The sequence below is a fragment of the Virgibacillus necropolis genome (genome assembly GCF_044793635.1).
In the GTDB taxonomy this organism is placed as follows: domain Bacteria; phylum Bacillota; class Bacilli; order Bacillales; family Amphibacillaceae; genus Virgibacillus_F; species Virgibacillus_F necropolis_A.
Map to the genome: position 1 here is coordinate 3,074,364 of NZ_CP084992.1, position 14,382 is coordinate 3,088,745.

15 protein-coding genes are annotated in these 14,382 nt (G+C 37.3%); 13 read left to right on the top strand and 2 right to left on the bottom strand.

The genetic code is table 11. The annotated features are described in order from the left end of the window. The first annotated feature begins 9 nt into the window (after positions 1-9). The 11 genes from LG329_RS15025 to LG329_RS15075 all read left to right on the top strand — a co-directional run bounded on the left by LG329_RS15025 (position 10) and on the right by LG329_RS15075 (position 10,287). Positions 10-930, top strand: coding sequence for a PLP-dependent cysteine synthase family protein (locus LG329_RS15025; RefSeq protein ID WP_404451631.1), 921 nt, complete (start codon positions 10-12; stop codon positions 928-930). A 37-nt stretch (positions 931-967) separates the two neighbouring features. Beyond that, positions 968-2,104, top strand: coding sequence for a bifunctional cystathionine gamma-lyase/homocysteine desulfhydrase (locus LG329_RS15030; protein WP_404451632.1), 1,137 nt, complete (start codon positions 968-970; stop codon positions 2,102-2,104). Positions 2,105-2,675: 571 nt separating this feature from the next. Then, positions 2,676-4,043: a dipeptidase gene (locus LG329_RS15035; RefSeq protein ID WP_404451633.1), complete on the top strand. Its 1,368-nt coding sequence runs from the start codon at positions 2,676-2,678 to the stop codon at positions 4,041-4,043. A gap of 109 nt (positions 4,044-4,152) precedes the next feature. Continuing rightward, positions 4,153-4,911: a (S)-benzoin forming benzil reductase gene (locus tag LG329_RS15040; RefSeq protein ID WP_404451634.1), complete on the top strand. Its 759-nt coding sequence runs from the start codon at positions 4,153-4,155 to the stop codon at positions 4,909-4,911. Between the two features lie 89 nt (positions 4,912-5,000). Continuing rightward, a complete protein-coding gene (locus LG329_RS15045; RefSeq protein WP_404451635.1) occupies positions 5,001-5,120 on the top strand; it encodes a YjcZ family sporulation protein in 120 nt (39 codons plus the stop codon). A gap of 271 nt (positions 5,121-5,391) precedes the next feature. Beyond that, on the top strand, positions 5,392-6,693 hold the full coding sequence (locus tag LG329_RS15050) for a transposase (protein ID WP_404451027.1): 1,302 nt from the start codon (positions 5,392-5,394) through the stop codon (positions 6,691-6,693). 326 nt (positions 6,694-7,019) lie between these two features. Continuing rightward, entirely contained in the window at positions 7,020-7,778 is a 759-nt protein-coding gene (gene map / locus LG329_RS15055) for a type I methionyl aminopeptidase (protein ID WP_404451636.1), read from the top strand. A gap of 28 nt (positions 7,779-7,806) precedes the next feature. Next, on the top strand, positions 7,807-8,592 hold the full coding sequence (locus LG329_RS15060) for a cobalamin-binding protein (RefSeq protein ID WP_404451637.1): 786 nt from the start codon (positions 7,807-7,809) through the stop codon (positions 8,590-8,592). Positions 8,593-8,739: 147 nt separating this feature from the next. Continuing rightward, the gene (locus LG329_RS15065) at positions 8,740-9,420 is read left to right on the top strand and encodes an AzlC family ABC transporter permease (protein ID WP_404456706.1); all 681 of its coding nucleotides are present in this window, start codon (positions 8,740-8,742) and stop codon (positions 9,418-9,420) included. Beyond that, a complete protein-coding gene (locus tag LG329_RS15070; RefSeq protein WP_404451638.1) occupies positions 9,417-9,710 on the top strand; it encodes an AzlD domain-containing protein in 294 nt (97 codons plus the stop codon). Before LG329_RS15065 ends, LG329_RS15070 begins: the two co-directional genes overlap by 4 nt. Positions 9,711-9,744: 34 nt before the next feature. Next, entirely contained in the window at positions 9,745-10,287 is a 543-nt protein-coding gene (locus tag LG329_RS15075) for a GNAT family N-acetyltransferase (protein ID WP_404451639.1), read from the top strand. Between the two features lie 177 nt (positions 10,288-10,464). Here the strand turns inward: LG329_RS15075 and LG329_RS15080 are convergent, their stop codons facing one another. Next, positions 10,465-11,328: a cation diffusion facilitator family transporter gene (locus tag LG329_RS15080; protein ID WP_404451640.1), complete on the bottom strand. Its 864-nt coding sequence runs from the start codon at positions 11,326-11,328 to the stop codon at positions 10,465-10,467. Between the two features lie 239 nt (positions 11,329-11,567). Here LG329_RS15080 and LG329_RS15085 point away from each other — a divergent pair, with 239 nt between their 5' ends. Both LG329_RS15085 and LG329_RS15090 read left to right on the top strand, forming a co-directional pair. Beyond that, entirely contained in the window at positions 11,568-11,801 is a 234-nt protein-coding gene (locus LG329_RS15085; RefSeq protein ID WP_404451641.1) for an IDEAL domain-containing protein, read from the top strand. Between the two features lie 201 nt (positions 11,802-12,002). Beyond that, positions 12,003-13,274: an MFS transporter gene (locus LG329_RS15090; protein WP_404451642.1), complete on the top strand. Its 1,272-nt coding sequence runs from the start codon at positions 12,003-12,005 to the stop codon at positions 13,272-13,274. A gap of 54 nt (positions 13,275-13,328) precedes the next feature. Here the strand turns inward: LG329_RS15090 and LG329_RS15095 are convergent, their stop codons facing one another. Further along, positions 13,329-14,243: a zinc dependent phospholipase C family protein gene (locus LG329_RS15095; RefSeq protein ID WP_404451643.1), complete on the bottom strand. Its 915-nt coding sequence runs from the start codon at positions 14,241-14,243 to the stop codon at positions 13,329-13,331. Positions 14,244-14,382: the final 139 nt, after the last annotated feature.

Consider the following 14,382-nt stretch of genomic DNA (forward strand, 5'->3'; position numbering starts at 1 on the left):
GAGATTAACATGACTATTTATAACTCAGTTAATGAACTTATTGGATGTACACCATTAGTGCAATTAACAAATTTCTCCATTCCAGATGGAGTTCGTTTGTATGCAAAGCTAGAGTATTATAACCCTGGTGGTAGTATTAAAGATCGTTTAGGTAAGAATCTAGTTGAAGAAGCATTGAAAAATGGCGACCTCAAAGACGGTGGTACGATTATTGAACCTACTGCAGGTAATACCGGAATAGGTTTAGCTTTAGCTGTTTTAAACAAGAATATTAAGGTGATGTTTTGCATACCGGAACATTTCAGCCAGGAAAAGCAAATGATTATGAAAGCTTTAGGGGCTGAAATCGTTCATACACCACGTGAAAAAGGAATGCTTGGAGCTATTGAAAAAACGAATAAATTGTTGAATACGATACCGAATAGCTTTTCGCCACAGCAATTTAAAAACCCAGCAAATCCACAGACTTATTATGAAACATTAGCACCAGATATCTGGAATGATTTAGATGGTGAGCTTGATGTATTTATAGCTGGAGCAGGATCTGGTGGAACATTTATGGGATCTGCTAATTATTTTAAGGAACAGAATGCATCGATTAAATCGGTAATTGTTGAGCCAGAGGGGTCTATCATCGCAGGTGGTGAACCAGGTCCACATGAGACAGAAGGTATTGGTATGGAATTTCTGCCTGACTATATGAACAGGGAATATATGGATGCTATTCATACTGTATCAGATAATGATGCATTCAGATTAGTTAAAGAGCTAGCTGCTAAAGAAGGGTTATTAGTTGGTAGTTCGTCAGGTGCTGCGATGTATGCTGCACTGGAAGAAGCAAAAATTGCAGAACCTGGATCAACAATAGTAACAATCTTTCCAGATGCTAGTGACCGATATTTGAGCAAAAACATCTATGGAAAACAGTAATAGAAGAAGAGAATGACTGACATGGAGGAGAATGAATATGCGAGCAAAAACAAAAATGATTCATGGTGGAATCACGGGCGATGAGCAAACTGGTGCAGTTTCCGTTCCGATTTATCAGGTTAGTACGTATAAACAGGATCAAGTTGGTAAACATCGCGGATATGAGTATTCACGAACAGGAAACCCGACGCGGCATGCACTTGAAACAGTTATTAGTGATTTAGAAAACGGTAAAGCAGGCTTTGCTTTCGGATCAGGAATGGCTGCTATTACATCGATTATGATGCTGTTTGATGCTGATGATCATGTGATTATGACTGACGACGTATATGGTGGGACATATCGCTTGATGACAAGTGTATTAAATCGTTTCAAATTAGATCACACATATGTCGACACAAGCTATCCTGAAAAAGTGGAAGCAGCAATAACAGATAAGACGAAAGCAATTTATGTGGAAACACCAACAAACCCGCTATTAAAAATTACAGATATTAAGGCGATGGCAGAAATAGCGAAGAAACATAACTTAAAATTAATTGTGGATAATACATTTGCTACACCATATTGGCAGCTGCCTATAGATTTTGGTGCAGATATTGTCTTGCACAGTGCAACAAAATACATTGGTGGCCACAGTGATGTTGTAGCTGGATTAGTTGTTGTTAATTCAGAACAACTTGCAGAGGATCTTCACTTTATCCAAAATTCAGCTGGTGGAGTATTAGGGCCACAGGATTCTTGGTTATTAATGCGTGGAATTAAAACATTGGCATTACGCATGGAAGCAATTGAATTGAATACGAAAAAAATCATTTCGTTTTTAGAAAACCATGATAAAGTATCAACGATTTATTACCCTGGAATCAAAAGCCATAAAGGACATGATGTTGCATCCAATCAAGCAACAGGCTATGGTGGCATGGTATCGTTTGATGTTGGAAATGGCGAACAAGCAGAGAAGGTATTAGAGAATGTTAAATACTTCACTTTAGCGGAAAGCCTTGGTGCAGTTGAGAGTTTAATTTCACTGCCAGCACAAATGACACATGCGTCCATCCCTCGCGAACGCCGTTTGGAACTTGGTATTACAGACGGATTAATTCGTATATCTGTAGGGATTGAAGATAGCGATGATTTAATTGAGGATTTGGAAAGAGCATTACAAAGCTAGATATGTAGAAGGTTCGAGAGTATCTCTCGGATCTTTTTTTAAATTGTAAAGAATGTATAAAATGTTGACATGAAATATTTTGGTGACCATGCAGGGCGACGTCCAGCTCCAACGCCCAACGACTATTGGATTTCCTTTACCTCCTTACGATAAGTCAACATCGGTTCGCTTACGCTTACCGTGTTTCCTTTATCTCAAAAGAAAGAAGGAAGTTCAATTAAAACCGCCACTTTGCGTGGCAACATCGAACTACCCACGTTGCGTGGGCACAATCCATACGTCGCTTAACGGGCACTTGCGCTTTTGTTCCTGTAGAAATTAAAAAAAGAATTGTTATTCAAACTTCGATTGGCGGATATAATCGAAAATTGGCTGATATATTTTGATTTCAGTGGTTAAATTTCAATATTGGCAGTTATTTTTTAAAAACGGCGGTTATATTAAAATATCGGCAGATAAACTCTCAGATCGGCGGAAATGAGTGTGAATCAGCGGAAAATCACCATGGCCGTCAACGAAATTCCCCCCAGTATGCTAAAATAAAAAGAAAACCCATTGGAGGAACAAATGTATGAGTGAAAAAGTATTATCCTATTTGAAAAATAATCGAGCAGAACTTTTGGATAGACTTAATCAATTTTTGTCTATTCCAAGCGTTAGCGCTGACAGCGTACATAAGAAAGATGTAAGTCAAGCAGCAGACTTTGTAGAAAAGTTTTTAAACGATCTACAATTTGAACAAGTAGAGCAGATGGATACTGGTGGGCATCCTTTAGTCTATGCAGAATATAATGGAGCAGGGCCAGATGCACCCACTGTCTTATTTTATGGGCATTATGATGTACAGCCGGTTGATCCAATAGACTTATGGGATAGTGACCCGTTTAAACCAGAAGTTCGTAATGGGCGATTATATGCTCGTGGATCAAGTGATGATAAAGGTCAAGTTTTCATGCACCTTGCAGTGTTTGAAGCGTATATGAAAACAGAAGGAAAGCTGCCAATCAATGTAAAGGTTTGCATTGAGGGCGAAGAAGAGGTCGGAAGTGAAAATTTGTATCGCATTCTGCATGAAAAAAGTGATAAATTTTCTGCAGATTTTGCAGTAATCTCTGACTCCGGAATGGTTGCCAAAAACCAACCAACTATTTTATACGGTTTAAAAGGTTTCACAGGCATTGAAATTAATGTTACTGGACCTGATCATGACTTACATTCGGGTATGTATGGCGGTGCTGTACGAAATCCAATTATGGCATTGAGTCATATTTTGGCATCTATGAAAAATGAGGATGAAGTAATTACAGTTGATGGGTTTTACGATGATGTAGAACCATTGACTGATGATGAACGGGAACTTATCGGTAAGGTACAGGGTGAAGATTATCAAGAGTCTGCAGGGATAAACGAAACAGCTTCTGAAAAGGGTTTTACAGCAAAAGAGCATACAATGGCACGTCCGACTTTTGAAATCAATGGAATGTATGGTGGTTATCAAGGGGAAGGGACAAAGACTATTATTCCGTCATCAGCAACTGCTAAAATCACCTGTCGGCTTGTTCCAGGTCAAGATCCTGAAAAAATTCAGGTATTACTAGAGGATCACGTGAAAAAAGTTACGCCGTCTGGTGTTACGGTAGAGGTAATAAAAGAAAAACTCTCTGCGAAGGCATATAAAGTTGAACCAAATAATCCATTAGTTCAAAAAGCTGCCAAAAGTTATACAAAAGCATTTGAAAAGGAAACAGTTTATGTGCGAATGGGCGGATCCATTCCAGTTGTGGAATGGATTGAAGCAATCTATAACATTCCAATTGTTCTTTTAGGTTTTGGAACTCCGGATGATCGTTTACATTCACCAAATGAAAGCTTTCCTTTAGATAGCTTTGATAAAGGTATGGAAACACTTGTCCATTATTGGGATGAAATACAAAAATAAACTTATTCAATACCCCGTGTATAGCCATGCACGGGGTAAGTTATCTCTGGTTTTCAGTTATCAAATACAGGGTAATAATAGTTAATATGACATCTGAGGGGGATAAAAGATGAAGTATGCAATCATTACAGGAATTTCAAGAGGACTTGGTGAATCTATTGCTAAATATTTACTTGAATCAGGAATTCATGTAATAGGTATTTCACGTACAGGTTCTACGACATTAAACGATCATGCAGAATCAAATAATGTAACGTTTACACATTTTTCATGTGATTTAAGTAATGTTGCCGAAATTGAAAGTAAGGTCAATCAGATTAAAAATGAAGTTTTCACTGATAAAACAACAACTATATATCTCGTTAATAATGCCGCTGTTTTAGACCCAATCGATCCATCTATGAATATTAAGAGCAATGATCTCGCTTATCATATGCAAGTGAACACCATAGCACCAATGGTATTAACGAATTTATTTCTGAAGGAGGCAACTGAGAAAGAAGTGTCCATGGTAGGTGTGACCATAACTTCTGGAGCAGCTGAACGACCAATTTATGGCTGGAGCGCATATTGCAGTTCAAAAGCAAGTATGAATCGATTCACCGAAACGGTTGCACTTGAACAAGCGGAATTAAAAACTGGACACAAAGTCATAGCCTTCAGTCCAGGCATTATGGATACTGGAATGCAGGAAAAGATTCGGGCTACATCACAACATTCATTTATGGATGTAGAAACATTTAAAGGGTACAAAAGGAATAATGATTTAAAGGATACGGACATTGTTGGGGGTATACTGGTTGATATACTTACCGATGAGGGCAGTATTGAAAATGGAAAAATTTATAATGTGAAGGATTATTTCTAGGTGAACGTGTAAAAATCGTGTGATTCGCCCTTCCCAATTTAGAACCTCCGCATAAATTATCATATGCTTAAAATAAGGAGGGAATTTTAATGGGTTATGAAGAAGGCGGCGGACACGGCATGAATTTCGCGTTACTAGTCGTATTGTTTATATTGTTAATAATCATTGGTACTGCTTATACAGGTGGCGGACACGGCTACGGATACTAAGTTATACCCAAAGGCATGTAGAGGGAGGTCTCCTTTTGCATGCCTTTTTTCATTAGGAAAGAAAGTATAAAACTTTGGCGTTAATCTGTCTAGCTCCAGCGCCTAGCCCGCCTGAGGTTTTAAGTCAACTCTCTTTGTGATAAAAATCATCACTAAGAGATTCGTCTTAAACTTGTCGGGGCTGACCAAGGCGCTTGCGCTTTTCTTGAAAGGAAAGAAAGTATAAAATTAACCCCTACTACAGTAAAGGTAACTGTGGTAGTTTCTATGTATGGAGAAAAATATTCTGAAACGAATCTTTTTTGATAACTACAATCATTGGGAAACATTCAAGAAGAAACACAGAGAAAAAATCCGCCCAGTCGTTCTGAAGGAGGTAGAAAAATTTCAAGGCTGTGGAGATATGAAAAATGGATTCAAACTCTTTGTTTGCGAGGGCTGTAACGACGTACATAAAGTAGCATTCCGGTGTAAAGGGCGTTTTTGCACGACCTGTTCTATTGGGGAAAGTGAAGAGTGGAGCCGATTATTAACGGAAGACGTTTTACAGGTAAATCATCGGCACATGATTTTTACAATCGATGAAGGGTTACGGGAAATATTTCTTTTACACCGTCATCTTTTGAAACCGCTAATGGATGAGGCAGCTAAATTAATTACAAACTTTTTTCAAAAGAAGGCAAAGGTGACACCAGGTATCATTTCCGGATTACACACATTTGGCTCCAGGGTAAATTTTAATCCCCATGTCCATATGTTGGTAACCATGGGAGGGATAACGAGAAAAGGAAAATGGAAGGACTATGATTATATCCCTTTCCAAATGCTTCGAAAGCAATGGCAAACGGTGGTATTAAAGTTAATCCGTAGGAACTTAACCAAACAGGAAAAGAGGCGTGTACAACCACGACTGCAAAAGGCTTTTTCCGAAAATGGGGAAGGCTTCTATGTGCATGCGCCGAAACAGAAGGGGAAAATAAAGGAACAACTTCGTTACATTGGCCGTTATATTCGTCGACCAGCGATTGGAGTCAATCGGATCGAGGCATATGATGGACAACAGGTGACTTTTAAATACATCGATAAAACAGATGGGAAAGAAAAGCATGAAACGCTGACGGTGGAAGCCTTTATCAGTCGTTTGATTCGTCATATACCAGATGACCAATTTAAAACAATACGCCACTATGGTATGTATTCAAGAAGAAGTAAACGTCTAAGTAAGAAGCTATTAAGTAAGTGGCAAGAAGGAAGGCGGCGTTGGATCATAAAAGTGTGGAAAACAATACGCCGTCAAACATGGAGAGAACGTGTTATCGCTGGTGGACAAAAAGATCCCCTAATATGCCCGCACTGCAATAATTATTATGTGTATCAGGGAGAGGTCTGTCTTGAGAATGGACAATTAGAAATAAAAGTAGCTTTAACCAAGGAAGCAAGAAAGTACTTAGAAAGGGTGATAGCTTATTACACACCAATCCAAAAACCGCAAAAAAGGGAAAAAGAAAAAGGGGAACGACCACTTAGCGAAAAAGAAAACGAAAATCAACTTTGTTTGTTTAACGTGTCATGAGGAAGAAAAAATACCTTATGATGTAGTTAGAGATTTTGATTTGATGGATGGCGGTGATCCAACGGATCCGCCTCAGTTTAGATGCGAACATTGTGGTGGAGAAATGTATCCAGAGTATTACAAGGGAATACATGGCCAGGAATACAAACTAACGGATGTTCTCTAGCACAGAAAAGGACCGGGCGGTCTATGCCCGGTTTTTCTTATTTATAAATAAACGAATACGCTCGATTTCTGTTGATTATATGATAAACTAGTGGGTGCATAAATTAATTGACAATGTTTTTCATATAATAGATATACTTATGATTGAAAGGAAGAATCTAATGATTACACGAAAAAGTAAACGAGAAATTGAAATGATGCAAGAGGCTGGTAAACTACTTGTCCAAACTCATAAAGAAATTGCTAAGATGATTAAACCTGGTATTACAACGATGGAAATCGATACATTTGTTGAAAAATTTCTAGCTAGTCATGGAGCAACTCCAGAGCAAAAAGGCTTTAGTGGCTATCCATACGCAATCTGTGCATCCATTAATGACGAGATTTGTCATGGCTTTCCAAGAGACACGAAGCTTGTTGATGGCGATATCGTGACAATTGATATGGTTGTTAATTTAAATGGAGGATTAGCTGACTCTGCATGGACTTACACAGTAGGGAATGTCGATCAGGTTGGTAAAAGATTGATGGATGTAACAAAAAAATCACTATATAAAGGTATTGAAAAAGCTCAGGCAGGAAGTCGTATTGGTGATATAGGACATGCGATACAGACCTACGCTGAAGGCGAAGGGTTTTCTGTCGTTCGTGATTTTACTGGTCACGGTATTGGACCAACCATACATGAAGAACCACATATTCCGCATTTTGGACTTCCAAACAAAGGCGTACGCTTAAAAGAAGGTATGGTTGTTACAATTGAACCAATGATCAATGAGGGTACATGGGAAAGTAAAATGGATTCTAATAACTGGACTGCACGTACTGTTGACGGCGGGCGATCTGCACAATATGAACATACCATTGTCATTACAAAAGATGGCCCTTTACTTATAACGGATCAAGGTGAAGAAAGATAAAACTAACTTAAACACGAGGAGGATCCCCATGCGAATTGTGTCTATTTGCCCAAGTAATACTGAGATTGTCGCTTACTTAGGAAAAACGGAATTACTAGTAGGAGTGGATAACTTTTCTGATTGGCCAAAAGAGATTAACCACCTGCCGCGTGTTGGGCCTGACTTGTCCATAGATATGGAAAAGGTCGCTGCTCTTAAGCCTGACCTTGTCTTAGCGTCCTTGAGTGTTCCGGGAATGGAAAAAAACATTGAGGCACTTGCTGAAAAAGGCCTGCCATATATAATTTTAAATCCAAACTCCCTGGATGAAATTGAATCTGATATTAGGGAAGTTGGAAATGCTCTAAAGTGTCCTGAATTAGGAATCCAAAAAGCGAAAAACTTTCGTGATGAAATAGAACAGTATCGATTGAAGGCAAAAAATAGAACAAATCAACCTACACTTTATTGGGAATGGTGGCCGAAGCCAGTTTTCACCCCTGGTGGTGTAAACTGGCTCACGGAAATAAGCACACTCGCAGGAGCGAAAAATATTTTTGAAGACGAACCCATTGCAAGCGTTCAAACAGATTGGGAAGCTGTTAAAGAGAAAAATCCAGACCATATATGCATGGTCTGGGTAGGGGTAAAGGAAGAAAAAATGCGCCCAGAGCTTGTCATGAAAAGACCTGGATGGGATCAGATGAAGGCGATAAAAGCAGGAAATATTCATGTGTTGGAAGAATCATTGTATTGTAGACCTTCACCTAGACTTCTAGAAGGCTTACGGAAACTGGAAAAGATTATAGATAAAGAAAGTATCAGCCAAAGATAAATCAGGCTGATTTTTTCTTTTTTATAATACGATTTTCTTTTTAAAAAAGAAATAATATTGTATACTTATCTAAATTTTCATTTTTGAGGGGGAAAAGTAGTGACAACAAATACAATCGGTAAAAAAGAAACATCTCCTCCCATACAAATGATCCAAAAAGGGATAGCTGTAGGTTTCCCAATCATGCTTGGTTACTTGCCCGTTGCCATTACATATGGGGTTCTAGCAAAACAGGCTGGTATGAGTTTAACCGAACTAACAAGCATGAGTATTCTTGTTTTTGCAGGCGCAAGCCAATTTATGGCAGTTAATATGATTGCGGCTAGCGCAGGAGTTATGGAAATTATTATTGCTACTTTTGTATTGAATTTCCGCCACTTTGTTATGAGTTTGTCCTTTATGAATCGATTAAGAGGTATTGGACTAAATTGGAAAGTTCCTTTATCATTGGGTTTAACTGATGAAACATTTGCAATGTCCTCCTTGCATCCTGATGAGGCAAAGAAGGAAAAAGGTGTACTATTTTATACGGCACTTATATTAACTGCATACTTTTCTTGGGTAGCAGGATCATTTTTAGGTGGGGTATTAGGTGAAATTATTCCAGCGCAATTAAGTCAAAGCATGGGAATAGCCTTATATGCAATGTTTGTTGGATTATTAATTCCCTCTGTAAAAAAAGAAAAGCGTATAGGATTAATAGCCATATTTGCGATGTTAATCAACGTTTTCTTTAACCAATTTACGAGTGAAGGTTGGGCAATTGTCGGTGGTACAGTAATTGGTGCTGCCAGTGGAATTTTCCTGCTAAAGGAGGATCCAAAATGATTTTTGCCATTATTATTGGAATGTCTTTAGTAACGATGATTCCCAGAATGATTCCGCCATATATTGTAGATCGCATCCATTTTCCGGACTGGTTGAATCGTTGGTTAAATGCTATTCCGTATGCTGCACTCGGGGCTTTAATTTTTCCAGGGATACTATCAGTCCGCCCTGAACATCCTCATATAGGTATTATTGGTGGATTGGTTGCAATTGTCCTAGCATATTTAGGATTAAATGTCATTTTGGTCGTCATTGGCTCGATAGCAGCTGTTTTTGTAATGAGTCTTTAATAATACAAAGAGAGAGTACGATGGGGGTTACATTATGTTTCACACGAGAAAAGCTGTTTATGAAGATGCTGAAGAGATAGCAAATATACATATTAACAGTTGGAAAAGTACCTATAAAAATTTACTGAATGAAAAAGATATTACAAATATAACGTATGAGAACCGTTTAGCTCTGTGGGAAACAGTTTTAAAAATGCAAAAGGAAGATCAATGTACCTATGTTATTCATAATGAAGAAAAGTTAGTAGGCTTCATAAATGGAGGACCAGAGCGAACAAAGCGGTTTAACTATGACAGCGAAATTTATACAATCTACTTACTAGATGAGTTTCAACGCTTAGGCTTAGGTGCAGATTTATTACGCGTTTTCGCTGATGATATGAAAACAAAAGGAAATCGGTCAATTCTTGTTTGGGTATTAAAGCAAAATCCATCAAGTAAATTTTATGAAAGATATAAAGCAGAACCCATTGGTGAAGAGGAAATAACTATAGGGGAAGGTACCTATCAGGAGACTGCTTATGGTTGGGAAAGTATTGATGATTTACTAGGTTTAATAAAGACCATTAAAAGCTAAAAGGCGAATTTATAGCCTTTTAGCTTTATTTAATATCAAGGAAAGTATAAACGAAAGTATGTCTAGCTCCAACGCCTAGCCCCTCGAGGTTTTAAGTCAAATCTCTTTGTGATAAAAATCATCACTAAGAGATTCGTCTTAAACTTGTCGGGGCTGACCAAGGCGCTTGCGCTTTTCTTAATATGGTTCAATATGAATATGTGCATAGTGTACATTATGCTTTTGTGCTAATAAATTTTCAATATGAACTGTTATATCATGGCCTTCTTTCACGTTTAAGTCAGGGTCAACCAGGATAACGATATCAATAAAAGATTGATTACCATGAATTCGTCCTTTTATATCTTTAATTTCCTTTACTCCATCCACTTTGGCAATGCTCTTTTTTATTTTAAGTAGAAATTTTTCATCAAAACCATCTGTAAGTGTATGTGTGGAGTCTTTAAATATATCCCATGCTGTTTTACATATGATGAAGCCCACAATAAGTCCTGCAATAGGATCAAGCCAATAAAGACCCAATTGAGCTCCAATAATACCAACGAATGCACCTAAACTGACAAAGGCATCTGATTTATTATCTTGTGCAGCAGCGTGTAAGGATGAGCTTTCCACTTTTTTTGCTAAATTTACGTTGTACCGATAGACACCGAACATAATAATAGCAGCCACAAGTGCAGTCCAGGCAGTTAACATATTAGGTTGTGTAATTTCTCCCATCCATAATTTACGGATTGTATCGTAAATTACTTGGATTCCAACAGACACCATAATGAATGCTGCAAATAAAGATGCAACTGTTTCCGCGCGATAATGACCATAATGATGATCGTTGTCAGCTGGTTTTCTGGATATTTTAAGCCCGACTAATACCGCTATGGATGCGATAACATCAGTAGAATTGTTTAAACCATCTGCTCGTAATGCCTCTGAATTACCGAAGTGAGCGACAACCAATTTACTTATAGATAGAATCAGATAAGCAAAGATACTAATCCAAGCACCTTTCTCACCCTTTTTTAAGTTCTCTGAATGTGTCAAGGAAGGATCCTCCATTTATGTTCATTACAATCGAATTAATAATAGCTATAACAGTCTATCAAAGCATTATACGGTGAGTCTAGAGAAACATTCAAGGATAAGGTTATATCTATTGCGATTGGCTAATTAAGTTTCGTGCAGCCAAAACGTATAAATTTTACAGCACAAATTATTATTTTTTGTTGCAATTATTCCAAAAATTTAGGATAATAGAAAAAAGGAACAAGGAGGCAGGTTCCATGAAAAAGCAAAAGATATTTTATCGTTATTATCGATATGATGGAAAACCATTAGAAGCGAAACGTGAAATTTCATTTGAATTTACACTTGCATCCAGGTTGTTACTTGATGAGCTATGTTTTCAATGGAATAAAGAAAAACTTGAAGATGCGATTAATAGCTCGTTAGATAAAGGAGAAAAAGAGAAGTTTCTCCGATTAAGTGAAGCTTATAAACATTTTATTTGGGAATAATTCAACTATGAGTTGCCTTGCCTCTAGTAGGCAGGGCATTTTTATGAGAAAAGTGTAGACGATAAATAGATAAGTGCAACGAATACGAGGGGGAAGGAATGGAAGATGGCAGTCGCTCAATGCTGGGTTTTTCCAAAAAGATGACCTAAACGTTCCATTTTTTGGTATGCTAGACCTAGAAAAGGGGTGTCCAAATAAAATATGAAAAAGAAGACTGTGCGTAGTTGGATGCTATATGATTTTGGAAATTCTGCTTTTTCGACGACAATCATGGCTGCGGTGTTACCAGTGTTTTACTATGATGTTGCTGCGGTTGGGCTTGACGAGTCGTTAGCAACAAGTTATTGGGGATATTCACAATCGATTGCCGTATTGATTGTTGCTATTCTAGCACCATTTCTGGGAGCTATAAGTGATTATTCAGCTGCAAAGAAAAAGTTTCTGCGCTTTTTTGCCTTTATGGGGATGATTGCAAGTGTGTTGCTTGGATTTGTAGGTGAAGGAGATTATATATTTGCATCACTATTACTTATAATTGGAACAATTGGATTTTCAAGTGCTAATATATTTTATGATGCATTTTTACCGGAGATTGCTGACGAGGATGACATCGATAAAGTTTCATCAAATGGATTTGCTTTTGGATACATAGGTGGTGGAATTCTACTAGCAATCAATCTCCTCATGATACTGAAATATCAATGGTTTGGAATTCCAAATGCTACTGTCGCAAGTCAGATATCCTTCGTTTCGGTAGGTATTTGGTGGTTTATTTTTTCTATACCACTTCTTAAAAATGTTAAGGAAGAAAAGAAAAAGCCAATTAAACGTGATAAATCCTATCTATCGATTGGGTTTACAAGGGTTACATCAACTTTTAAAGAAATTAAACAGTATAAGCAATTATTAATCTTTCTTTTAGCTTTTTGGATGTATAATGATGGCATTTCAACAATTATTAAAATGGCAACTATTTACGGACGTGATATCGGGATAGACAAAAATTCGTTAATCGCGGCCTTGTTAATAACACAGTTTGTTGGGATTCCGTTTACTTTCTTATTTGGCTGGATCGCTAAAAAAATTACAGCTAAGAAGGCACTATTAATAACACTTTATATCTATATCGGAATCGTTATATTAGGATACTTTATGACAACAGCGCTTCATTTTTATCTGTTAGCAGTTTGTGTCGGATTTGTTCAGGGTGGGGCACAATCATTGAGTAGATCAATATTTGGACGCATGGTTCCTGCAGATAAACATGGGGAATTCTTCGGATTTTATGGGATTTCATCTAAGTTTGCTGCCATTTTTGGACCATTCTTATTTGCATTAGTTGGCCAATTAACAGGTTCCAGTAGACTTGGAATAGTATCATTAGTTGTATTTTTTGTAATAGGTATCATTTTATTGCGTTTCGTAAATGTTGAAAAAGGTATGGCTGAAGCCAAAATCATGGAGAAGAAGTAGAAGTTAAACCAAGTAATGGAGAGATCAGCGTCACAAATGTGACGCTGATCTTTTTTAAACTATCGGATCACTGTATTTATTTTTTAGGTTTTGATCTAATGGCTTTCCGGTATCATATGAAATGTTTCCGATTAAGTCTTGTAGATGTTCACTTTTTTCCTGTGTCGGGTTAGTCCAATATGTCAATACTTCGCCAAGTATCTCAATTCCTTCAGCACGACCAATTTCATAAAGCTCAAGAAAACTTTGAGAAGAAGGCTCATTTGTTGCTGGATGATGCCAAGTTGTTTCACTTTCATTTAAATAGTCAGTATCATTCTTTATTGGCTGATGCGAAAATGAAGAAACGAGTGACTTAAATAAAACATTTTTCCAACCATAAGGGTCAGACAATATCCGCAATGCCAATTTCATATCACGATATGATTTTTGAATATATGATTCTGAATCATATGCGACATCAGGATAGTGTTTTTTAATTTTTGAATGTAGTAAATTAATAATATCTTTATCTAAGGAAAACCCTACATCTATTTCTTTATAAACATGGGCTTTCCATGTTTTCATATTATGGAATTTTTCCATCATGACAGTATCGATTAATACTTCTAATTTTTGGTGTTTATTCCCTTTATAACCCGCTCTGTAGTGAATGTATGGATGGGCGTTTCGATCTAAAATATGGTGTGTTACAAAACCGAATACATAAGCTTTGACGCATGAATCCATATGCTCAGCGGAAAGGATTAAGTCCATTAAAAAATATCCGCATTTTTTTGTATGTAGTGCCGTGCCAATATCACTTACCGATTCATCCTTATTCCATGGCCAAAAGTTATAATAAAAAAATGGGTCAGGGCCTTGTGCACCTAATTTCATATATGCTTCATGTTGAAAAAATGGCGTCGGATTGTTAATCGTATCCACAACCTCTTCACAAAAAAGCATATGTGTCCATATATTCGGCATGATGAAATCCTCCTTAATCTAACCGATAACAACATTATACTTGACTTCGAAGACCTCTTCATGAATAAAGTGTGACGTTATATTGAAGTATAACTCATTTGCCTTCCAAGATGAATTCTAATACGTGTTATTGTATTAT